Source organism: Pseudomonas sp. PAGU 2196 (assembly GCF_022179005.1).
GTDB classification, from domain to species: domain Bacteria; phylum Pseudomonadota; class Gammaproteobacteria; order Pseudomonadales; family Pseudomonadaceae; genus Aquipseudomonas; species Aquipseudomonas kermanshahensis.
This window is the reverse complement of record NZ_BNTL01000026.1, coordinates 21,574-44,501: the sequence shown is the minus strand read 5'-3', so window position 1 is coordinate 44,501 and position 22,928 is coordinate 21,574. Positions and strand designations below refer to the sequence as shown.

General features: G+C 63.6%; 15 protein-coding genes. 6 read left to right on the top strand and 9 right to left on the bottom strand.

Going from position 1 to position 22,928, the window contains the following annotated elements; genetic code table 11:
• From MFF34_RS21040 to yegQ, 6 genes are all read right to left on the bottom strand, one after another.
• Positions 1-999 carry an alpha/beta fold hydrolase gene (locus tag MFF34_RS21040; RefSeq protein ID WP_238216258.1) on the bottom strand — a complete coding sequence of 333 codons (999 nt, stop codon included), beginning with the start codon at positions 997-999 and terminating at the stop codon, positions 1-3.
• Positions 1,000-1,074: 75 nt separating this feature from the next.
• A complete protein-coding gene (locus tag MFF34_RS21035) occupies positions 1,075-1,512 on the bottom strand; it encodes a YqaA family protein (protein WP_027596568.1) in 438 nt (145 codons plus the stop codon).
• Positions 1,512-1,940, bottom strand: a complete 429-nt coding sequence (locus MFF34_RS21030) for a DUF411 domain-containing protein (RefSeq protein WP_027596567.1) — start codon at positions 1,938-1,940, stop codon at positions 1,512-1,514. Before MFF34_RS21030 ends, MFF34_RS21035 begins: the two co-directional genes overlap by 1 nt.
• Before the next feature lie 14 nt (positions 1,941-1,954).
• The gene (locus MFF34_RS21025) at positions 1,955-2,824 is read right to left on the bottom strand and encodes a copper resistance protein B (protein WP_238216255.1); all 870 of its coding nucleotides are present in this window, start codon (positions 2,822-2,824) and stop codon (positions 1,955-1,957) included.
• Entirely contained in the window at positions 2,817-4,505 is a 1,689-nt protein-coding gene (locus tag MFF34_RS21020) for a copper resistance system multicopper oxidase (RefSeq protein ID WP_374707417.1), read from the bottom strand. The genes MFF34_RS21025 and MFF34_RS21020 overlap by 8 nt, the downstream gene beginning before the upstream one ends.
• A gap of 81 nt (positions 4,506-4,586) precedes the next feature.
• Complete coding sequence (yegQ, locus tag MFF34_RS21015) at positions 4,587-5,921, bottom strand: tRNA 5-hydroxyuridine modification protein YegQ (RefSeq protein ID WP_238216251.1); 1,335 nt, start codon at positions 5,919-5,921, stop codon at positions 4,587-4,589.
• 130 nt (positions 5,922-6,051) lie between these two features.
• On the opposite strand from yegQ, the gene MFF34_RS21010 reads away from it, so the two are divergent.
• Complete coding sequence (locus MFF34_RS21010; RefSeq protein WP_027596563.1) at positions 6,052-7,116, top strand: AI-2E family transporter; 1,065 nt, start codon at positions 6,052-6,054, stop codon at positions 7,114-7,116.
• 128 nt (positions 7,117-7,244) lie between these two features.
• Here MFF34_RS21010 and MFF34_RS21005 read toward each other — a convergent pair whose 3' ends face one another.
• The 3 genes from MFF34_RS21005 to MFF34_RS20995 all read right to left on the bottom strand — a co-directional run bounded on the left by MFF34_RS21005 (position 7,245) and on the right by MFF34_RS20995 (position 9,883).
• Entirely contained in the window at positions 7,245-7,700 is a 456-nt protein-coding gene (locus MFF34_RS21005; protein ID WP_238216249.1) for a transposase, read from the bottom strand.
• Positions 7,701-7,914: 214 nt separating this feature from the next.
• The gene (phnX, locus tag MFF34_RS21000) at positions 7,915-8,742 is read right to left on the bottom strand and encodes a phosphonoacetaldehyde hydrolase (RefSeq protein WP_238216247.1); all 828 of its coding nucleotides are present in this window, start codon (positions 8,740-8,742) and stop codon (positions 7,915-7,917) included.
• 34 nt (positions 8,743-8,776) lie between these two features.
• Complete coding sequence (locus tag MFF34_RS20995) at positions 8,777-9,883, bottom strand: 2-aminoethylphosphonate--pyruvate transaminase (protein ID WP_238216244.1); 1,107 nt, start codon at positions 9,881-9,883, stop codon at positions 8,777-8,779.
• Positions 9,884-10,017: 134 nt separating this feature from the next.
• Here MFF34_RS20995 and MFF34_RS20990 point away from each other — a divergent pair, with 134 nt between their 5' ends.
• The 5 genes from MFF34_RS20990 (at position 10,018) to MFF34_RS20970 (ending at position 22,918) form a co-directional block, all read left to right on the top strand.
• On the top strand, positions 10,018-10,881 hold the full coding sequence (locus MFF34_RS20990; RefSeq protein ID WP_238216242.1) for a LysR substrate-binding domain-containing protein: 864 nt from the start codon (positions 10,018-10,020) through the stop codon (positions 10,879-10,881).
• A gap of 64 nt (positions 10,882-10,945) precedes the next feature.
• Positions 10,946-11,971 (top strand): AraC family transcriptional regulator, encoded by a 1,026-nt coding sequence (locus tag MFF34_RS20985; RefSeq protein WP_238216240.1) that lies wholly within the window; start codon positions 10,946-10,948, stop codon positions 11,969-11,971.
• 72 nt (positions 11,972-12,043) lie between these two features.
• Positions 12,044-16,516, top strand: a complete 4,473-nt coding sequence (locus tag MFF34_RS20980) for an NEL-type E3 ubiquitin ligase domain-containing protein (protein ID WP_238216238.1) — start codon at positions 12,044-12,046, stop codon at positions 16,514-16,516.
• Between the two features lie 112 nt (positions 16,517-16,628).
• Positions 16,629-21,182 carry an NEL-type E3 ubiquitin ligase domain-containing protein gene (locus MFF34_RS20975; RefSeq protein WP_238216236.1) on the top strand — a complete coding sequence of 1,518 codons (4,554 nt, stop codon included), beginning with the start codon at positions 16,629-16,631 and terminating at the stop codon, positions 21,180-21,182.
• Between the two features lie 89 nt (positions 21,183-21,271).
• Complete coding sequence (locus MFF34_RS20970) at positions 21,272-22,918, top strand: acyl-CoA synthetase (protein WP_238216234.1); 1,647 nt, start codon at positions 21,272-21,274, stop codon at positions 22,916-22,918.
• The last annotated feature ends 10 nt before the right edge of the window (positions 22,919-22,928 follow it).

Here is a 22,928-nt window from a genome sequence, read left to right as displayed (position 1 = left end):
TCAGCGCCCCAACCACTCGATGAGCGTTCGGTTGAACCGCACCGGCTCTTCGATCTGCGGCGCGTGGCCCATACCCTCGAACGTCACCAGTTCACCCTGGGGGATCAGCTTGGCCACTTGTGGCCCCAGCACCTGGTACTTGCCCAAACGTGCCTTGACCTCTGGCGGCGCGATGTCGCTGCCGATGGCCGTGGTGTCCTGATCACCGATCAGCAACAGGGTCGGCATCTTCAGGTCCTTGAACTCGTGGTACACCGGCTGGGTGAAAATCATGTCGTAGATCAACGCCGAGTTCCACGCCACTGCTTCATGCCCCGGCCCTTGGTTGAGGCCCACCAGCATCTGTACCCAGCGCTCATACTCCGGCTTCCAGCGCCCGGCGTAATAGGTCTTGCGCTCATACTCACGCACCCCTGCGGCATCGAGCTTGAGCTCCCGTGCATACCACTGGTCCACCGTACGGTAGGGGACGCCCAGGGCCTTCCAGTCTTCCAGGCCAATCGGGTTGACCATCGCCAGGCGTTCGACCTGCTGCGGGTACATCAGCGCATAGCGGGTCGCGAGCATGCCGCCGGTGGAGTGGCCAAGCACAATGGCCTGCTTGACGCCCAGCTGGTCGAGCAAGGCGTGGGTGTTGTCCGCCAATTGCTGGAAGCTGTACTGGTAATACGCAGGTTTGCTTGAGGTGCAGAAGCCGATCTGGTCCGGGGCGATGACCCGGTAGCCGGCTTTGCTCAGGGCATTGATGGTGGTTTCCCAGGTAGCGGCGCAGAAGTTCTTGCCATGCATCAGCACCACGCTGTGGCCATTGACCTGGCCTTGGGCGGGTACGTCCATGTAGCCCATCTGCAGGGCTTGGCCCTGGGAGCTGAAGTCGAAATGCTTGAGCGGGTGAGGGTAGCTGAACCCTTCGAGTTGTTTGCCGTAGGTGGGCGACTCGGCAGCAAGGGCCGGGCCGCCGACAAGGCAGGCAAGGGCCAGGGCGGTTGCGCGCAGCATGGGGGCACTCCGTGTAGGGCCATGTAGGAATAGGCGACTGTATCAGCCAGTTGACCGCCTGAAGCGGCAAAGGTGTTACCAGGCGTGAAACCAGCCCAGGGTGATCATCGCCACCACGGCGTAACGGCCGGCCTTGGCCAGGGTCACCAGCAGCATAAAGCGCCAGAAGGGCTCACGCATGATCCCCGCGATCAGGGTCAGCGGGTCGCCGATCACTGGCATCCAGCTCAGCAGCAGCGACCACTGCCCCCAGCGCTGGTAGCGGTGTTGCGCACGTTCGAGCTGGCGGGCGCTGAACGGGAACCACCGCTTGTCACGCAGGTGCTCGATGGCCCGGCCCAATACCCAGTTGACCACCGAACCGAGCACATTGCCCAAGGTGGCCACCAGCAACAAGGTCGGCCAGGCGTCGGGCTGGCGCAGCAGCAAACCAACCAGCACAGCCTCCGATTGCAGCGGCAGCAGGGTGGCGGCGCCGAAGGCGCTGAGGAACAGCGCCCACTCGCTGAGCATCAGTAGTTGGCGACCACGGTGTCCTGGCCATCCTGGGTCACACCGATGACCTGGTAGGCGTCTTTGTGGTCACCCATTTCCATGCCCGGCGAGCCCATGGGCATGCCGGGGACGGCCAGGCCCTTGAGGTCGTTGCGTTTGGCCAGCAGGCGGACCTGTTCGGCCGGCACATGGCCTTCGACGAACTTGCCGTCGATCACTCCGGTATGGCACGACGCCAGGCGCGGTGCCACGCCCAGGCGTTGCTTGACTGCGCTCATGTTCGGTTCGACGTGGTCGTTGACGGTGAAGCCGTTGTCGCGCAGGTGGCTGATCCAGGCCTTGCAGCAGCCGCAGTTGGGGTCGCGGTAGACATCGATGGCCTCGGCGGCCTGGGCCAGGCCAGTGATAGCCAGCAGCCCGAGGGTCAGCAGGTGTTTGTGCAGCATGGTGAAACACTCCTTTAGAAACGCAGGCGGATACCGGCCACCAGGCGGGTCTGGCCGGTGTCTTCGCCGTCTTCGCGGGCCTGGTCGGCGCGGTTGCCGTGCAAGCGATTGAAACTGACCCCGACGTACGGCGCGAAACCACGGCTGATTTCATAGCGCAGGCGCAGGCCGATTTCGCTGTCGGCCAGCCCCGTGGCTTGCTCGCGGCGCGCATCGTCGCGGCCAAAAACATTGGCTTCCAGGGTGGGTTCGAGTACCCAGCGGTTGGTCAGCAGCATAGCGTAAGCGGCTTCCAGGCGCAGCGCGGTCTGTTGCCGCTCGCCGACGTAGGCAGTGGCCTCCAGCTCAACGCCATACAGCGGCGTGCCCTGGATACCGAAGGCGGCCCAGGCCTGCCCGCTGGCGGGCTTGAAGTCTTGGCGCAGGCCGCCGACCAGTTCCCACCAAGGGCTGATGGCGTGGCCCCAGAGCGCCTGCAGTTCGGCCTTGTGGGTCTTGCCCTGCTCGCGTTCGCCCTCGCTGCGCAGCCACAGGCGGTCGATGTCGCCGCCGACCCAGGCGCTGGCGTTCCAGTTCAACGCGCCGCTGCTGTCGAAGTGCTGGTATTCAAGCTGGTCGACGATCACCGCCCCGTTCAGCGCCCGGTCATGCACCTGGTGCCCTGGCAGCGGCGGGAAGGCTGCGCGACGGTCGGCGTCACTGAGCACCGGCAGCGGCGTACGCGGCTGTTGCGCAGGCGGCGTTGCGTGGTTCATCTGGCTGTGGTCCATGGGCATGGCTCCGTGGCCCCTGTGCTGCAGGCCGGCGGCCATGGTGCGTTCACTGGCGAGCAGCGCCACCAGGGCCACACCGGTGACGATGCGACGGCTATTGAGCTCATTCATCGACGCGCACCTCGCGGAACATGCCGGTCTCCATGTGGTAGAGCAAATGGCAGTGGTAGGCCCAGCGGCCCAGGGCGTCGGCGGTGACTCGGTAGCTGCGGCGGCTGCCAGGCGGGATGTCGACGGTGTGTTTGCGCACCAGAAAGCGCCCCTGTTCGTCTTCCAGGTCGCTCCACATGCCATGCAGGTGGATGGGGTGGGTCATCATGGTGTCGTTGACCAAGGTGATGCGCACCCGCTCGCCATAGGCCAGGCGCAACGGTTCGGCATCGCTGAACTTGACCCCGTCGAACGACCAGGCAAAGCGCTCCATGTGGCCGGTCAGGTGCAGCTCGATGTCGCGTGAGGGTTCGCGGCCATCCGGGTCGGGGTAAGGGCTGCGCAGGTCGGCGTAGGTCAGCACGCGCCTGCCGTTGCCACGCAGGCCGATGCCTGGGTCGGCGAGGTTGGGCCGTGGGGCCATGGTCTGCATGTCCACCAGAGGGTTGCCGGTTTCGCTGGGTGGGTGTTGCTGCATGGCGGCCATGCTGGAATGGTCCATGCCGGCCATGTTGCTGTGGTCCATGCCTGCCATGGCGCCGTGGCCCATGTCGGCCATGCTCAGTACGGGGCGCGGGTCTGGTTGCGGCACGGGCGCCTGCAGGCCGTTGGCGCGGGCCAGGGTGCCGCGCGCGTAGCCACTGCGGTCCATGCTCTGGGCATACAGCGTGTAGGCGGGCAGGTCGCCGACGGTCACCAGCACGTCGTAGGTTTCGGCCACGGCGATGCGCAGTTCGTCCACGCTCACGGGTGTCACCGGCAGGCCGTCGGCGGCGATCACGGTCAGCGTCAGGCCGGGGATGCGGAAGTCGAAATAGGTCATGGCCGAGGCGTTGATCAGCCGCAGGCGCACGGTTTCGCCCGGCTGGAACAGGCAGGTGAAGTTGCCATCCGGTGGTTGGCCATTGAGCAAGTAGGTGTAGGTGGCTGCGCTGACATCGGCCAGGTCCGTGGGGCTCATGCGCATGCGGGCCCAGCTCATGCGTTCGGCGACGGTGGTACTCCAGCCATTGTCGGCCACGTCATCGATGAAATCGGCGAGCGTACGTTTGTGGTAGTTGAAGGCGTCGGACTGCTTTTTCAGGGTCGCCAACAGCTGTTCAGGGGGCTGGTCCGACCAGTCGCTGAACAGCAGCACATGGTCACGCTGGGACTGATGCGCCTCGGGTTCGCGGGGCTCGATGACGATCGCCCCATACACCCCGGCCTGCTCCTGCAGCCCGGAATGGCTGTGGTACCAGTAGGTGCCGCTTTGGCGCAGGGTGAACTGGTAAAGGTAGTCGCCGCCGGGCTCGATACCCGCAAAGCTCAGGCCTGGCACACCGTCCATGTTGGCCGGCAGGAGGATGCCATGCCAATGGATCGAGGTGCTCTGGGCGAGGCGGTTACGCACGCGCAGGCTGACGGTGTCACCTTCGCGCCAGCGCAGCAGCGGGCCGGGCAGGCTGTCGTTGACGGTCAGGGCGGTGCGAGGGCGGCCGGTGATGTTGACTGCGGTCTGGCCGATCGACAGCTCGAAGTGCTGGCTGGCCAGGTCGCGGCCATTGGCGGCCTGGGCCAGTGGCCGCCAAAGCCCAAGGCCCGCCAGCGTAGTGGCGGCGCCCAGGCCTTTGACGAAGGTACGGCGGGAGGGGTTGCGCAACATGGCGTGGCCTCATGCGAGAGAACCCCGATGTTGGCCGTTGCTGGCTGTCAGCCAGCTGAGCTGCGCATTACAGCGTTGTCAGGCGGCGGCCTCGTCGTGGCGCAGGTCACGCATCAGCAGGCCGTACTCCAGCGGGACCTGCTCCGGAATCGGTAGGTACACCACATGGCCGTCACCCGGCGCTACTTCGATGGCCTGCTGCTGGCGGTCGCACAGGCGGTGCAGGTCGAAATGGTAGTTGCCGCGCGGGGTCATCAGCTCCAGGTGGTCGCCCACGGCGAAGCGGTTCTTGACCTTGACCTCAGCCAGGCCGTCCACACGCGCGCCGGTCAGTTCGCCGACGAACTGCTGGCGCTCGGACACCGAGTTGCCACGCTGGTAGTTCTGGTACTCATCGTGCACATGCCGGCGCAGGAAGCCTTCGGTGTAGCCGCGCTGCGCCAGGGATTCGAGGTTGCCCATCAGAGCGCGGTCGAAAGGCCGGCCTGCCACGGCGTCGTCGATGGCCTGGCGGTAGGACTGCACCGCGCGGGCGCAGTAGAAGTGCGACTTGGTGCGGCCTTCGATTTTCAGCGAGTGCACGCCCATGCTGGCCAGGCGTTCGACGTGCTGGATGGCGCGCAGGTCCTTGGCGTTCATGATGTAGGTGCCGTGTTCGTCCTCGAACGCCGGCATCGCTTCGTCCGGGCGGTTGCTTTCCTGCAGCAGGAAGACCTGATCGGTAGGGGCACCGAGCCCCAGGGTCGGTTGCACTTCGCGCACGATGTCGCCGGTGGCATCCTCGCTGGCCGGCGTGGCGTCGTACTTCCAGCGGCAAGCATTGGTGCAGGTGCCTTGGTTGGCGTCGCGCTTGTTGAGGTAGCCCGACAGCAGGCAGCGGCCGGAGTAAGCCATGCACAGGGCACCGTGGACGAACACTTCCAGTTCCATGTCCGGCACGTGGTGGCGGATGTCTTCAATCTCTTCGAGCGACAGCTCCCGCGACAGGATCACCCGGCTCAGCCCCAGCTGCTGCCAGAACTGCACGCTGGCCCAGTTGACGGTGTTGGCCTGCACCGACAAATGCACCGGCATCTGCGGGTAGTGCTGGCGCACCAGCATGATCAGGCCGGGGTCGGACATGATCAGCGCATCCGGCGCCATTGCGATCACCGGTGCGAGGTCCTTGAGGAAGGTTTTCAGCTTGGCATTGTGCGGGGCGATGTTGATCACCACGTAGAAGCGCTTGCCCAGGGCATGAGCCTCCTGGATGCCCAGCGCCAGGTGGGCGTGGTCGAATTCGTTGTTGCGCACCCGCAGGCTGTAGCGTGGTTGGCCGGCATAGACGGCGTCGGCGCCGTAGGCGAAGGCGTAGCGCATTGTCTTGAGGGTGCCAGCGGGGGCCAGCAGTTCGGGCTTGGCGGGAAGGGTCATGTGCGCACCGGGGCAAAAGGCCTGAATGCTATGGCTTGGCGGTTTTGCCGGCATTGACCTGAATCAACGGCGCGACGGCACTTTTACCCCTACGCCGCGCACTAACGTTCAGGACACTTGAGGATCCTTCATGAACGAAACCGCTTTGCAGAACAGAGCCTTGGCCGTGCTCCTGGCACTGGTGACCATCGCCTTCGTGTGGATCTTGCTGCCCTACTACGGGGCCATCTTCTGGGCGGTGATTCTCGGCATCCTGTTCGCGCCGCTGCAGCGCAGCCTGCTGATACGGTTTGGCAGACGGCGCAACCTTGCCGCCGCCACGACGCTGTTGATTTGCCTGGTGGTGGCTGTATTGCCTGTGATCATCACCAGTGCCTTGTTGGTGCAGGAGGGGGCGACGTTGTACCAGCGCATCGAGAGTGGGCAATTGGACATTGCCGGCTACGTCGAGCATGGCATGAACATGCTGCCGGGGTTCGTGCAGCACGGCCTGGACAGCTTGGGCATCGGCAACCTTGAAGGGCTGCGCGAGAAGATCACCAAATGGGCCACCCAAGGCAGCCAGGCGTTGGCCAGCCAGGCCTATAGCTTTGGGCAGGGCACGTTCGAGTTTCTGGTGAGCTTCGGCATCATGGTTTACCTGCTGTTCTTTTTCCTGCGCGAGGGTGCGGAAGTCGCGCGCCGCGTGCGCCTTGCGGTGCCGCTGCCCGAACACCAGAAGCGCCGCTTGCAGCTGAAGTTCAACCGCGTGGTGCGGGCAACGGTCAAGGGCAACGTGTTGGTTGCCATTACCCAGGGCGCGCTTGGCGGCTTCATATTCTGGGTGCTGGATATCCCCAGTGCGTTGGTGTGGGCGGTGATGATGGCGTTTCTGTCGCTGCTGCCAGCGGTGGGGGCGGGGATCGTGTGGGCGCCGGTGGCGGCGTATTTCCTGTTGAGCGGGGCGATTCTGCCGGGGGTGATCCTCACGGCGTTCGGGGTGCTGGTGATCGGCCTGGTGGACAACGTGCTGCGCCCGATTCTGGTGGGCAAGGACACGCGCATGCCGGATTACCTGATTCTGGTGTCCACCTTGGGTGGGTTGGCGGTGTTCGGGCTCAACGGGTTTGTGATCGGGCCATTGATCGCCGCATTGTTCGTGTCGAGCTGGGCCATTTTTGTTGCCACCAAGCCGCAGGTGCAGTTGCCTCAGTAGGGCTGCTTTGCAGCCCATCGCCGGCAAGCCGGCTCCCACAGGTGCGGCGCTAACCTTGGCGTCTGCACAGATCCTGTGGGAGCCGGCTTGCCGGCGATGAGGCCTGAACAGGCTGCAACTTGGGTTGATTACAGCCAGATCGCATCCCAGTGTGAGTAATCCCCAATCCGCTCTACCAAACCCGCCCGCTTAGGGTTCAAGACGATGTAGCGTGCCACTGCCTGCACATTCTCCTTCCTTCGCAAGGCTCGATCATGAAAGCCTTTCTGCCAGAGCCGCCCACTGCGTCCTTGCAGTCTGTTGATCGCCAGCGTGCTACGAGACTTCACGCGGCGCATCAGGGTTTTCAGGCTCACCGGCTCCAGCTCAACCAGCCAATGAAAATGGTCAGGCATCACCACCCATGCCAGAGATTGAGCTGTGCCTTCGTCCTGCGCCTGGCGCAACTGAGCGACCAGCAAGCGGGCAGACTGAAGCTCATTCAGAAGCGGGGCTCTGTGTAGCGTTGTGCTGGTTAATAGGTATAACCGGTTGGGCTCTGAAAACCGACCGAGTCTCAATTGGCTAGAGCGAGGACTGTCCATGTTGCCTACTCCTGATGGTTTGCTCATCAGGCTAGTGACAGTGGGCTTTTGCTGCAGGCTGGATTGAGACCGAGTATTTCATATTTAATGGTCGCCGCTCCCATCGCCGGCAAGCCGGCTCCCACAGGGATAGCGCTGGCATTGAACACTGCGCATTTTTTGTGGGAGCCGGCTTGCCGGCGATGGGCTGCAAGGCAGCCCCGTTTGGGTCGGGTCAGGATGCCTGCGGCATTTCACCCTTGGCCAGGCGCCGGTTGATGTGGGCAATCACTTCGGGCAGCTCATTGATGGTGTCGATCAGGTAGTGCGGGCGCGAGCTGGCGAACAGCGCGTGAATGCGCGTGCGCTCGCGCTCCAGTTTCTCGGCACTCAATGCCCGGTAGCCTTCCCAGGTCAGCCCCAGGGCGTTGCCGGAGCACACCAGTGCCACCGTCCACATGCCTGCACGGCGGCCTTCGAGGATGCCCGGTACGGTGTCATCGACCTTCACGCAGGCGGCCACGTCATCGATGCCCAGGGCAATCACGTTGGCCAGGGCTTGGGCCGGCCAGGGGCGGCCGTTCGGGGTTTCGTCGGTGGCCACCACATGGTCGGCGACATAGCCGTTTTGGGCGGCCAGCTCCACCACTTTATCCATCACCACCTTCGGGTAGCCTGAGCACGAGCCAATCTTCAGGCCGTCCTGGCGCAGGCCGGTGAGGGTGTCCAGGGCGCCGGGGATAAGCGCCGAGTGCACGGCGATCTTCTCGATTTGCAGCGGCATGAAGCGGTTGTAGATGGCCGTGACGTCATCGTCGGTGGGGGTGCGGCCGAACACATTGCGGTAGCGTTCGGCGATTTCCGGCACGTTGCACAGGGTGCGGATGTGGTCCCACTTGCCCATGCCCATCGGGCCTCGGGCTTCTTCGATGGACACCTGGACGTCGAACTCGGCGAAGGCTTCGACGAAGATCTGGGTGGGGGCGAACGAGCCGAAGTCGACCACGGTGCCGGCCCAGTCGAGGATGGCGGCTTGCAGCTGGGTAGGGTTGCTGTAATTCATGTGCGCTATTTCCTGAATTGGGGTGGGCAAAGGGTCAGATGTCCAGCACTTCCATTTCCCGCAGCACCTCGGCCACGGCGTTGACCGCGGCTTGCATGCCCTCCGGCCCGACCACGCCGATGCAGCCGACGCGGAAGGTCTCGACCTGGGTCAGCTTGCCGGGGTAAAGGATGAAGCCCTTGGCCTTGACCCGCTCGTAGAAGTCTTTGAACTGGTAGCGGGCATCGTTTGGGGCATGGAAGGTGACGATGATCGGCGCCTGGATCTCCGCCGGCAGGAAGCTGCGCAGGCCGAGGGCGGCCATGCCGTCGAGCAGGGTTTTGCAGTTGTCGGCGTAGCGCTGGTGGCGCGCAGGCAGGCCACCTTCTTCGTTGTACTGCTGCAGCGCTTCATGCAGCGCCGCGACCACGTGGGTGGGCGGGGTGAAGCGCCACTGGCCGGTCTTGGCCATGTAGGCGTGCTGGTCATGCAGGTCCATGGCCAGCGAGTGGGCGTTGCCTTCGGCAGCGGCCAGGGCGGTTTTTTCGGCGAAGACAAAGCCCATGCCCGGCACGCCTTCCAGGCACTTGCCCGAGGCGGCGATCAGTGCGTCGAAGGGGACCTTGCGGGCATCGATCGGCAGCGCGCCGAACGAGCTCATGGCGTCGATGATCAGGCGCTTGCCGTGGCGCTTGATCACCTGGGCGATCTCGGCCAGTGGGTTGAGGATGCCGGTACTGGTTTCGCAGTGGATCAACGCCACGTGGGTGATGGCTGGGTCGGCGGCCAGCAGGCGGTCGACATCGGCGGCGGTGGTCGGTTGGTCTTCGGCGGTTTCGAAGGTGCTGTAGGTGCGGCCCAGCACCTTGCAGATTTTCGCCAGGCGTTGGCCATAGGCGCCGTTGATCAGCACCAGCACCTTGCCATTGCGGGGTACCAAGGTGCCGATGGCGGCTTCCACGGCGAAGGTGCCGCTGCCTTGCAGGGGCACGCAGTGGTGGCTGGAGCTGCCGTCGATGACCGCCAGCAGTTGTTCGCAGACGCTGGCGGTGAGTTGGTTGAAGGCGTTGTCCCAGGAGCCCCAGTCCACCAGCATGGCTTGGCGGGTGCGCAGCGACGTGGTCAGGGGGCCGGGGGTCAGCAGGATGGGTGCGTTGCTCATTCCGTGGTTCCTCACAAGCGGCGGGTGGTCAGCCGAAAAATCTGGCGCTGAAACTACGGGGGCTAGGTTGCAATTGGCTAAGCTATCAATCAAATTGTTTGTTGTTATGCCAGCCATAAGTCAGGCCGATAAACATGAACCTGTTCCAGCTCCGCGCTTTCGATGCCGTCGCCCGTGAGGGCAGCTTCACCCGTGCCGCCGCGCGGCTGTTCATCAGCCAGCCGGCCGTGACTGGGCACGTCAAGGCGCTGGAAGAGCACTACCAGATCACCCTGCTCAGGCGCACGGCGCGGCGGGTGGAGCTGACCGAGGAGGGCACGCGGCTGGCGGCCATCACCCGGGCCATGTTCGGCCTGGCCGAAGAAGCCCAGGCGATGCTCGAAGCCAACCGGCAGCTGCTGACGGGGCGCCTGGAGGTGGCGGCGGACGGCCCGCACCGCGTGATGCCGATGCTCGCCCAGTTGCGCGAGCGCTACCCGGGCATCACCGTCAACCTGCGCTTGGGCAATGCCCAGGAAACCTTGGCCGCGCTGCTGTCCGAGCACGCCGATGTCGCGGTGCTGACCGAAATCGAACCGCGCAAGGGCTTGTACCTGCAAAGCTTGTGCGAGTCGCGGCTGTGCGCGTTGCTGCCAGCGGGGCATGCGTGGGCGGACGGTGACGGCGACTTGCCGTTGACCGCGCTGAATCAGCAGATCATGGTGCTGCGCGAGCCCAGTTCGACCACCCGCCGTACGTTCGACAAAGCCTGTGCCGCCGCCGGGGTGCAGCCCCGTGTGCTGCTGGAGCTCGACAGCCGTGAAGCGGTGACCGAGGCGGTGGCGTCGGAACTGGGGGTTGGCGTGGTGTCGTCGACCGAGGTGGCCCATGACCCGCGTGTGGTGGCGCGGCCGCTGGCGGGAGACGGCCTGGTCAACCAGCACATGATCGGCTGCCTGGAGCGGCGCCGCGAACTGCGGTTGATCCAGGCGTTTCTGGGTTTGGCGGCCAGCCTGTGAGGCAACGCTGGCGTTTTTCCTGCCCCGGCCTAAGATGGCCGGCATAGACCCACCTGGATGGCCGATGAGCGATAAAGACACCATCTCCATGCAACTGGTGCGTGAAGCCCTGTTGCAGACCTGCCCGGCCGGGCAGCCCGATGTCGGCGTGCTGCAGCGTGCCGGCATCGACCCGGCGCAGCTCGAGTTGCCCCAGGCACGTGTCTCTGCCGATGCCTATGCGCGGCTGTGGCGGCTGCTGGCGCGTCGCTGCAACGACGAGTTTTTCGCCATGGACCCGCGCGGTCTGCCGGTGGGCAGCCTGGCCTTTCTGACGCGTGCGGCCATGGCACAGCCTACTCTCGGGGCTGGCCTTGAAATTGCCATGGGCTTTCTGTCGCTGATGCTCGAAGACCTGCAGCCAAGCGTGGTGCGCCAGCAAAGCCTGGCCGAAATCGTCATCAACGAGCCGCGTGAGCAACCGCGTCGGGCCTTTACCTACTTCACCTTCTGGATGATCGTGCACGGCGTCGCCTGCTGGTTGGCGGGGCGGCGCATTCCGATCCTGGCCATCGACCTGCGCTGCGCAGAGCCGCCGTTCTGTGACGATTACCGAGTAATGTTCTCGGAAAACCTGCTGTTCGAACGCCCGCGCTCGCGCATCATCATCGCGGCCGACTGCCTGGACCTGCCGCTCAAGCGCACACCGCAGGAATTGCAGCGGTTTCTGGCCGAGGCGCCGGGCAATATCTTGGTCAAGTACCGCGACCCGGCCAGCCTCGCCCGGCGCATCCGTGGCCAACTGCTGGCCCTTGACCCGGCGCAGTGGCCGGATGCCGAAAGCCTTGCCCACGACTTGTGCCTGTCTGGCGCGACCCTGCGGCGGCGCTTGGCCGACGAGGGCCAGACTTATCAGCGGCTCAAGGACAGCGCCCGCCGTGAGCTGGCCATCGCCTGGCTGGCGCAAACGGAGCCGGCCCTGGGCGAAATCGCTGAGCGGCTGGGGTTTGCCGACAGCAGTTCGTTCTACAAGGCTTTTCGCAAGTGGTTTGGTTGTAACCCGGGGCACTATCGGGCGTTGATCCAGGCAGAAGGCCAGGGCGATGATTGAAGCGTTTCCAGCTGATGGACTGGGCATACAGGCACAAGCATGTACGGTCCATCGCCTACCACTGGAACCGCCATGCCCACGCCAACTGCCACTCAGCAATCGCCTGCCGTGCAAGCGAAGCTGTCGACTGCAACGGATGACTTCATCAAGGGCCAGTTACCCGACTGGCTAAAGCGCGCCACGCGGGCGCAGATCAATGCGCTACGCAGCCGTTTCAGTGAGCACAAGAACAGCCAAGATCAACTGCATGAGGCAATAGGTGGCTTGCCTGCGCTGCGGCAATTTGCCGAAACACATTTTCAAACGTTGCTGCCGGACAACGTGCCCCACGACGTGCGCTTGGCTGATCTGTCCTGGATCAAAGTGGTCAACGTAGCCCAGCCGAATTTGAATAGGTTTGTCTACCCCCGCAAGTACACCTACGAACCTGCTCTGGCCCGCCTGATGCAGGGCCTGCAAGCCAGTGCTGATGTTGTACTGAGCAAGGGCCTGGGTTTTGAAGGGAGCACTTCCCTGCTGCTGGAAGCCGATGATGCGTTTCTCGAACGCTATCGACAACTGGACGTAGGCAGGCGCTACCAGGATGAACTAGACCAGGTCTACAACCCACAGAACCTGAACTTGCTTGGCGCAGATAAACGCAGCGGCTTCAGTCTGGCCACTGAGCTTGCGGCGCTCAAAGGGCACCTTAGCCCGTGGGAGCATGCCGCCCTGCGCGAGATTGCGGCGTTTTCCCCGAATACCTATGGGCAGCCCAAACCTCACAGTGTCAGCACGCTCGAGATGCTCGGGCAGACACTTTCCAATACTTTGTTGATAGAGCTGCGTACACCCGCCAACGTCAGCCAGAGCGTGCTGCTGTACCTGCCTGGCGATTCGCATTACGCCTTGCGCCGCTATGGCTCGATGACCGAGATGCAGCAGAAGCTTGCCGTCGAGTTGCAGCAAGCGGGCTTTCGACAGGCGTTGGCGCAGCAAGTGAGCCTGAAGCAGCGTCCTGGGTTTATGCAGACCCTCAGCTTGCGCTTGCAGGACACGCAGCCGGACCTGTCGCTGACACGGGGTGAAATGGTCGAGGACGCCTTCCTTACGCTAGCCCGGCTGCAAGTGCTACAAGCGAAAGCCGATGCCCGGTTGCTGCTCGTGCCTACTGCCGACGTCGACGAGGCTGCAGCCGAACACAGCCGGCAGATGTGGAAGGCGCTGGGTGCCGGCGTGGTCAACCTGGCCGGGCTGTTCGTGCCAGCAGTGGGCGCGTTGCTGTTGGGGCAACTGGTGGTACAGACCTTGTCTGAGGTGTTCGAGGGCGTCAGGGATTGGTCGCGGGGCCATCAGCATGAGGCGCTGCAGCATTTTCTCAGCGTCGCCGAGGTGGTGGCGCTCACCGGCGCCACGGTCGCCGGGGTGGCGGTGGTGCGCAGTGTGTTCGTCGACAAGCTCGAACCCGTCGCGCTGGGCACGCAGCAGGTGCGGCTCTGGAACAACGACTTGGCCCCATATGAAACAACCCCTGAAGACCGAAGCCTGCAGCCTGATGGCCTGTATGGCGCGGGCAAGCGCCGCTGGATGCGGTTGCAGGCCCGTTATTACGAAGTGCATCGCCCTGTGGCCAACGGTTCTTGGTGCTTGCGCCATCCGCTGGACGACAGTGCTTATGGGCCGGCGCTGGTGCATAACGGCGAGCGCGGCTGGCGCTTGCAGCTCGACCCGCCACTGGCGTGGGACGACAGCGCCCGCATGCTCGATTGCCTGTGGCCACAGGACCCGCCCGTCGACAGGCAGACGGCCGAGCAGATCCTGAAGGTGGCCGGTATCGACCAGGATGAGCTGCGCGGTGTGTTGGTGGAGAACCGTACGGCCCCCATCACCCTCGCCGACACGCTGCGCCGTTTTGCTGCGGACGCACGTATCGAGGCCTTTGCTCGCCATTTACGCAACGAAACGCGCCTCCCCCGTGATGAAGAGCTGCTGACCTGGCTAAGCGCGCAGCGTGAAGTGGCAGGCCCCCCAGCCGGCCTGCGCGACAGGTTGCTGCAACAGCTACCGGGCATGCGTTGGCGTGCGTTCGAACATTTGGCCTATGCCCCGCGCTCTGCAGCATCGGTGGCCGGCCTGGTGTTGCGCGAGTTCCCAGGTTTGCCGAAGGGTTACATTCCTGAGGTTTTGAAAGACTGCAGTGCAGTCGAGTATGCCATTGCCCGTCGCGAGCAGCGCTTACCACTGCCACTGGCCAGCAAAGCGCGAGCGCTGCTGCGCGCCGCACGCCTGACCCGTGCCATCGAAGGTTTCTACCTGGCCAGTGCCAGTTGCAGCGAAACCGATGAGCTTGCCGTCGCCTTGCTGCGCAAGCTGCCAGCGTGGCCCGCCGGGCTTGCGCTGCAGGTGCGCGAGGCGACGCCGCAGGGCCGGCTGGTGGCCAGCTTTGTTCCAGAGGGCCAGGAAACGGCGCGTGTTCAGTTGGTTCGCATCGATCGGCATTTCCACCTGTACGATGCGCAAGGGCAAGCCCTGGCACAGCCCCATCCGGTGCCTGCCACGGTTTTCGAAGCCTTGGTCGCGGCGTTGTCGCCAGCCCAGTTGCAAGCACTCCGCCTTGAAGGAAATGACCCCGCCCTGGCCTTGCGAGAAAAGCTGCGAGCACAGTTGCCAGCCTCACACCAGGATTGTGTGGCGCTGCTAGGGTGGACGCCGCAACAGCGCTGGTTCAACCCGGGCCAGCGCCTGGCCGATGGCCGCGTGGGCTATCTGCTCAGCGGCCGTGGTGCGGTGGTACAGACACCGCGGCAAACCTTGCTCACCGGCTTGCGCCGGCTTTTCCCGGGCCTGGACGACAACCAACTGAACCAGGAGCTGGAGCATCTGCTGCAGAGCGAGGACATGCCGTTTGCACGGCTGGCAGGTTTGCAGGATGACCATGAGCAATTGAATCGGGCGGTCAACCGTTGGGTATCCGCAGAGTTCAACAACAGCAGGCGGGCCAGTCGGCAGTTGATTGCCGATCGGGTGCTCCGTGCCTGGCGTGGACAAGGGGATCGCTTGTCACTGGGCTTCGGCGAACTGGCCAGCCTGCCGGCACTGCCGGGGCATGTGCAATTTCGCTTCGTGACGTCGCTGGTCATTAACGACACCGCCATCAGCAGTGTGCCGAGTGACTTTCTGCACAGCTTCACCCACGTGAACTACCTGAACCTCAGTGGTAACCGGTTGTTGAGTGTTCCGCCCGGGCTCAGCTACTTGCCCCAGTTACGGACACTGCGGCTGGCGCGCAACTTGATTCGCCTGAATGCGTCGGCTGTCGAGACACTTGCCGGGCTGTCCGAACTGTCACGGCTGGACCTGAGCTACAACCCGCTGGGGGCGCTGCACTTGCGCTTCAATCGGCTGCAGCAGCTGATGCACTTGAACCTGCGACATTGTCGGCTCGGTATCTGGCCGCAGTACATCGAGCTGTGCCAGAACCTGCAAGTGGTCGACCTGCGTGACAACCAGCTCAGCGCGGTGGCTGATGAAACACTGCAGATGCCGCAAGCCTTCCGGCAGGTGTTCCTGGTGGCGCGCAACCGCTTGAGCAACCGCCAAGTCATGGCCCTTTACGCGCCAGACTCGATACCCGAAGTCCCGGAGGCCGATGTGGACCCCGCCTACGTGCGCGACCTGTGGCTTCAGGCCTCGCCTGAATCACTGCAGGCCGAGCGGGGCTTGGCATGGGCAGCAATAGCGACGCATCGCAACAGCGACGCGTTCGTTCAATTGTTAGGGCAATTGGAGCATGCCTCGGATTACGAGCAGGCACGCCCGCATATCGCCAGACAGGTGTGGTCACTGCTGGAGGAGATGCACCTCAGTGACACGCTGCGCGATGCCGTATTCGAGCAGGCTGGCGATACGCCCTCGGACGAGAGACGAGTAGTGGATGTGTTCAGCCGGATGCAGCTGCATAGCTTGCAGGCACGTGCTGCGGCAAATGCCCACCGGCTCGAGCGCATCAACGAGCATATCGGCCTGGGGCTCAGCCTGTTCCGTTTGGACTTCCTGGCAGTGATTGCACGGGAGACGGCCGCACACGTGAATGAGGAGCGGGAAATCGCCCGGTTGGCTAACCCCGCGATGATGGGCTTGGAGGATGTCGATGTCCGGGACATCGACTTGCTCTATCGCGTCAGGCTGAGGGAGGCCCTGAACCTGCCTGGCCAACCCCGAACGCTGCGTGACGCCGAGGCGCTGGGTGTCAGTGAGGCATCGATAGACGATACCAGGCAACGTATCGAACGGGTGGGCGATATCGAGACGTTCGCCGACGACTTGAGCCAGCGAGGCTTCTGGCAGCGCTACTTGCGCAGCCAGCATGCGGAAGATTTTCTCGCCTTGGAGCGTGCTCATGGTGAGCGTGTCCGCCGGCTCCATACCGAGCAGCCAGACGCACCTGCGCCAGTGCGTGCGCAGGCCTTGGAAAATCTGGAAATCGAGCATGAGTCGGCCATGCAGCGTCACAGCGTGGCACTGACGCGCTTCGAGCTGAGGACCCACTTGGCCCGCCAGGGCTGACGCTAGCTACGCTATCAGCCCTTGAGCGTGCCTGAAGGGGCGGCTTTCCGGGTTCAGGCAGGGTGTGGAGGGCCGCAGAGTTAGCGGCTCATCCACCACTGTGATCACCGCCATGACCGAACCGACTCCAGACCTCCCACGCCAACAGGCAACCGATGCGTTCATCGCGCAAACGCTGCCCGACTGGCTGAAAAACGCTGATCACCAACAGTTGCTGGCCCTGCGCAGCAGCTTCGACGCGCACATCCAGAGCCAACAGAAGATTCAGCAGACGTTTGCCCGGCTGCAGCCGATCGATGCGTTCGCCACCGCGTTGCTGCAAGAGCGCTTGCGCGTCGCCATGGCACTGAGCATCACGCTGGCCAAGGCGCAATGGCGAGAGCAGCGTTTCAAGAAAGTCGACGATGCGCCAGCCAAGCAGTTCGAACCCTACTACCTGCGCCAGCCGGCATTGCAGAGACTTATGCAGAACTTCAAGGCCGGGGAGTCGTTTTATCCAGATACTGGTTTGGTGTACCCGGACGATTCAGCGACGGGCGAGGCGGAGGAGGTGCTGACCACCTCGGGTGACACGCTGGTCGAGACGTGCCGGGCGCTGGATATTGGCAAGCAGTACCAGCAGCACCTCGACACGCTGCTCGATGCCGACTGCATGGCCCTGATTGCCGAGGACAAGCGCTTGCAACTGGCCTTGGCGATTGAAATCGCGGCGTTGAAAGAGCAGCTACCGGACGATGACCTGGCGATGTTGCGGCGGGTCTTGCAAGGCAAGCCACCGACTCACGCCCGCAGCAACCGCGCCTATGTAGGGGCGTTGACAGTTCTGGGCTGTCGGGTGGAGGGCGCAATGGCATTCGAGTGCAGGAATGTCGCCCCCTTGGTCGGTACTGGGTCTTCCGTCGTGACCGGTGTCATCCTGTATCTGCCAGACGACCCTGAACAGTCGCTGCGTGCCTATGGCACTTGGCGCGAGGCCAGCCTGGACCTTGGCAGGCGTTTGCGCGAGCCCGGCTATCAGCGGGCATTTAGCCAGCGCATCGCGTTAGCCGACCGGCCTGAGTACCTCACCACCTTGAGCAAACGCCTGGCCGATAAAAAGACCGATGCCCAGTGCGATTGCGAGGCGATCCATGAGGCGTTGTTCGCGACATTGGCAGCCCAGCAGTTGCAGCAGATTCGCGACAACGCGGGGTTTATCGCGGTGCCCACCGCGCAGGTCGATGCCCGTGTCAGCGCCCAACGCCTGAAAACGCTGGAAGCGATAGGGATGGGCCTGCTCAACCTGGCCGGCCTGTTCGTGCCTGTGATCGGTGAGGTGCTGGCGGCCGACATGATCGGCCAGACGCTGAAGGAGGTGTGCGAGGGGGTCGAGGACTGGCATCAGGGGCATCGCCATGAAGCCATCGAGCACCTGCTGGGCGTCGCTGAAACGCTGGCGGTCGGCGCTGCCTTGGCTGGCGGTACAGCCGTGGTCGCCCGAGGCTTCACCCGCAGCGTGCAGGTCGATCAATTGTTGCCGGTGCTCAACGATGCGGCAGAGCCACGCCTCTGGAACGGGGATGTCAGCCATTTCGAGGACAAGGCGCCGCCCACCGACCTACAGGCGCTGGACAATGGCTTGCTCGCCAAGGGGGAGGGGCGCTGGTGGCGCAACGGCGATACCTACTACCAAGTCAGGCCGGTGCCTGGGCGCAGTGCCTGGCAGCTGCGCCACCCGCAGCGTGAGGCAAGCTTCGGCCCTGTACTGGAATTTAACGGCGAGCGTAGCTGGCGCTTGCCGACCGAGCGACCACTGGCATGGCAAGGGGAGGGGCTACTGTTGGGGCGTCTTTGGCCGCCGGCGGCAGCGCTGAGCGAGCAAAGGATCGGGCAGATCCTCAAGGTGGCCGATGTCGACCAGGAACACCTGCGCGGGCTGTTGGTGGAGGCTCGGCCGTTACCAGTGGCGTTGCGTGACACGGTCGAACGGTTTGCTGTTGAGGCGCGAATCGAGGTGTTCTTCACGCAATTGGCCGAAGGCCAACCCGCAGATGCCCCGCTGTGGCAGTGGTGCATGGAGAGCTTGCGCATCGAGGCGTTGTCTTTGGAGGAGCAACGCCTGGAACTGCTGGATGACGCGGCAGATTTGAGGGAGCAACTGCTTGAGCATTTTTCGCGCCAATACCTGGCAACAGACCCATTGTTGCCGTTGATCCAGAGGGACTTTAACGGTCTGCCTGACGCTTACGCCCTTGATGTGCTCAGGTCGGCAACAGACACCGAGCGCCAATGGATGCTCAGGGAAGACCGCATACCATTACCCGTCGCGGAAAGGGCCCGTGAGCATTTGCAATTGGCGCGGCTGACGCGCATGCGTGAAGGCCTGTACCTCAAGGGCAGCTATCACCCCGATACGGTCAAGTTGGTGTTTGCGCTGTTGCGCCAGCAGGCCAACCTGAGCGGGGCGGTCGACCTGGAGTTGCGCGAAGACTCGGATGTTGGCCGGATGTTGGCGCAGTTGCACCCGGACAAGAGCTCGGAATATGTCACCACGGTAGTGGTGAAGCGCCCTGGCGGCTTCAAGTGCTATGACGCGCAGGGGCGTGAGCTGGAGGTCGACCTGGGGGACCCCGTCGATATCGCCGAAGTAGTGGCCAGGCGCCTGGCCCCTCGTGATCTTGCTCGCCTGACCTGGGATGGCAGCCAGGCCCCTGAGCAAATCCGCAATGCGCTGCGTAGCTGGCTACCTCGCGAGCGTCAGGCGCAGGCCGACCTCGTCGGGTTGCGCGAGATCAAACCTTCGCGCAGTCCTTTGCGACGGCTTGCCGATGGGCGAATCGGTTACCTGCTCAATGGGCGTGATGACCTGCCTGATTCGCTCCGGCAAGACCTGGTCGGAGCGGTAGGGGATTTGTTCCCATCTTTCCGCGCACTGGAAGTGGACCGCTACGTGTCGGTATTGCTCGAGTCGCCGGAGACCGCTTATGCCGCGATGATCCGGCTATACAGGGAATATATGGGAATGGACCGGGCTCTGCATGCCTGGATGTTGGACGTGCCGCCCGGCAACGTGCGTGGCGCGCGTCATCACGTGGCCGCCACGTTGCGCCGCAGTTGGCGCCTGGAAGGGTTACGCATCGATGCCCAAGGCGCGAATCGGGAGTATCGGCGCTTGAGCCTGGTTGGGATTGAGGTCGGTAGTTTGCCCACATTGCCTGTCGGCACGCAGTTTGGGCATGTCAACGACCTGGGCTTGATCGGCCTGCGGCTGCAGACGCTGCCGCAAGGTTTTCTACGCTGCTTTACGGGGTTGCGCTTGCTCAACCTCAGCAACAATGCCCTGACTACGCTGCCGGCGGAGATCGGCGAGTTGAACCAGCTGACCAGCTTGCGCGTGTCGCATAACCGGATCCGCATGAGCGAGGCGGTGGCGACCTGCCTGGGAGGATTGTCGCAATTGGATACGCTGGACCTGAGCTTCAACCGTTTGGGTAGCGTCAGCCTGCAATTGGGTGAGTTGACGCACCTTAGAGTGCTGAACGTGCGGCGGACCAACCTGCAGAGCGTGCCCGTGGGGCTTGAGCGGTGCGTGCAACTGGAATCTGCCAACCTGCGTGACAATCACATCGCGCACCTGAGGCTGAGTTTGTATGACGCGCCTTTGCAGCTTCGCCGTGCACTACTGCTGGATAACAACCCGCTGGCGCTGGCCGATCGCGAGCGTCTTCATGCCTTTAATTCGATGCCAGCCCTGTCGCCGGAGCCTGCCGAAAACTTTGCCCAAGCCCGCGGTGACTGGCTGCAACAGCTGGAAGCGCCTGACAGGGCAGGCCGTGAGCGACAGTGGGATGCCTTGCAAGCATTGAATGAAAGTTCTGAGTTTTTCAGTTTGCTCAGGGCATTGACCCTAACCAGCGACTTTCGGCGCGAGCCGCAGGACCTGGCGCGCCGAGTATGGACGGTGATCGCGGCGGCCAGCGAGGATGCTGCCTTGCGTGATGAGCTGTTCGAAACGGCCTCTTCACGTGGCTGTGTGGACAGCGTGATCTCGTGTTTCAGTGCGCAGGAGGTGGGCGTGATGGTGGCGCAGGCGATGCGCGCCGAAGGAGAGCCGGCGCAGCAAAGCGCCTTGCTTGAACTGGCCACAGGCTTGTTCCGTCTGGATCAAGTCGAGGTACAGGCACGCATGGACATCGAGCGACGCGTGGCGCTGGAAGAGGACAGGTTGCGCAATGTTGGCCTGGTAGAGGCTGATGCGGCACAGCGCGCCCGTGACAGCGTGGATGAGATCGAGGTCAGCTTGGCTTACCGAATTGGGCTGGCGCGTGTGTTGAAGCTTCCGGGGCAGCCAAAAACCATGCAGTTCGAGGCACTGGGTGGCGTCAACCAGCAGCAGCTCGACAATGCTGCAGCTTCAGTGCGTTGGGCGGAAAGTACCGATGCATTGGTGAGTTACATCAGTGATCGGAATTTCTGGGTCAAATACCTGCGGGCACGCCATGACGATGAATTCGTCCAGATCAGGCAACCGTTCGATGAGCAAATGGAGGCAGAAAGCCCACTCGATGCAGGGCGTGGGAGGCAGATCCAGAATGCATACGATGAGGCTGAACGGCGGCTGATCCTGCGCATGACGCGCAAGGCCCTGAGCGAACAGGCCTCAGGCCAAACCGCTCATCACGATTGAGCAGTTAGGCCATTGCCGAGCGGCAGGTGTAGCGACACCATCATCAGATAACGGGTGCACTCCAACAATAAAAAGCCAGGAGTCTGATGATGCGTAACTACGCCGAGGCCGCTCGTGCCTTCGACCACGCCCAGGCCGCCGCTGATGCCCTGCAGGGCGATCTGTCTGCGCTCAACGCCTGCGTCGAATGCTGCGACCGCCATGTGGGCAGCGACAAGCTTGCCCTGCTGTGGGTGAACCGTGACGGCGAAAGCCAGCCGTTCACATTCGATACGCTGTGCGAGCAGGCCGCGCGCTTTGCCAACGTGCTCAAGGCCCAGGGTGTAAAAGCGGGAGACCGCGTTGCCGGCCTGATGCCGCGTACCCCACAGCTGCTGGTGACCATCCTTGCCACGTGGCGCCTGGGTGCTGTCTATCAGCCGCTGTTTACTGCGTTCGGGCCCAAGGCCATCGAGCATCGCCTGGAACAGTCCGGGGCCAAGGTGGTGGTCACCGACAGCCAGAACCGCGCCAAGCTGGATGAGGTGCACGGTTGCCCAACGATCATCAGCGTCCAGGCCCGCGCCGGTGAGCTGGACTTTCAGCAGAGCCTGGACGGCGCCGCCGAGCACTGCCCGCCGGTCATGCGCTCGGGCGATGACCCTTTCCTGTTGATGTTCACCTCCGGCACTACAGGCCCGGCCAAACCCCTCGAAGTGCCGCTGCGCGCGATCGTTGCCTTCCAGGGTTACATGCGCGACGCCATCGACCTGCGGCCGGAAGACAACTTCTGGAACTTGGCCGACCCGGGCTGGGCCTATGGGCTTTACTACGCGGTCACCGGCCCGCTGGCGCTGGGCCATGCCACCACCTTCTACGATGGCCCGTTCAGCGTTGAAAGCTGCGCGCGGATCATCGACCAGTTTGGCATCACCAACCTGGCCGGCTCGCCGACCGCGTACCGCCTGTTGATCGCGGCAGGCAGCGAATTTTCGGCACCGATCAAAGGCCGCCTGCGGGTGGTCAGCAGCGCCGGCGAGCCGCTCAACCCAGAGGTGATCCGCTGGTTCGCCGACGAGCTACGGGTAACCATCCATGACCATTATGGGCAGACCGAACTGGGCATGGTGCTGTGCAACCACCATGGCCTGGAGCACCCGGTGCACCTGGGGTCTGCCGGCTTTGCCATCCCTGGGCACCGCATCGTGGTGCTGGACGAGCAGGGCGCGGAGCTGCCGCCTGGCCAGCCCGGCATCCTCGCCGTGGACCGCGAGCAGTCGCCGTTGTGCTGGTTTGGTGGCTACCACGGCGTGCCGACCAAAGCCTTCGTCGGTAAGTATTACCTTAGCGGCGACACGGTCGAACTCAATGCCGATGGCAGCATCAGCTTCGTGGGCCGCAGCGACGACGTGATCACCACCTCCGGCTATCGAGTTGGCCCCTTCGACGTGGAGAGCGCGCTGATCGAGCACCCGGCGGTGGTCGAGGCGGCTGTGGTCGGCAAGCCCGACCCTGAACGCACCGAGCTGATCAAAGCGTTCGTCGTCCTGGCCAAAGGCGTGGAGGGCACCCCCGAGCTGGAAGAAACCCTGCGCCAGCACGTGCGCAAGCGGCTGTACGCCCACGCCTACCCCCGTGAAATCGAATTCGTCAGCGAGCTGCCCAAGACCCCGAGCGGCAAGCTGCAACGCTTCATCCTGCGCAACCAGGAAATCGCCAAACAACAGGTCCAACTGGCCGCTCACGCCAGTGCCTAAAGGAAGGACA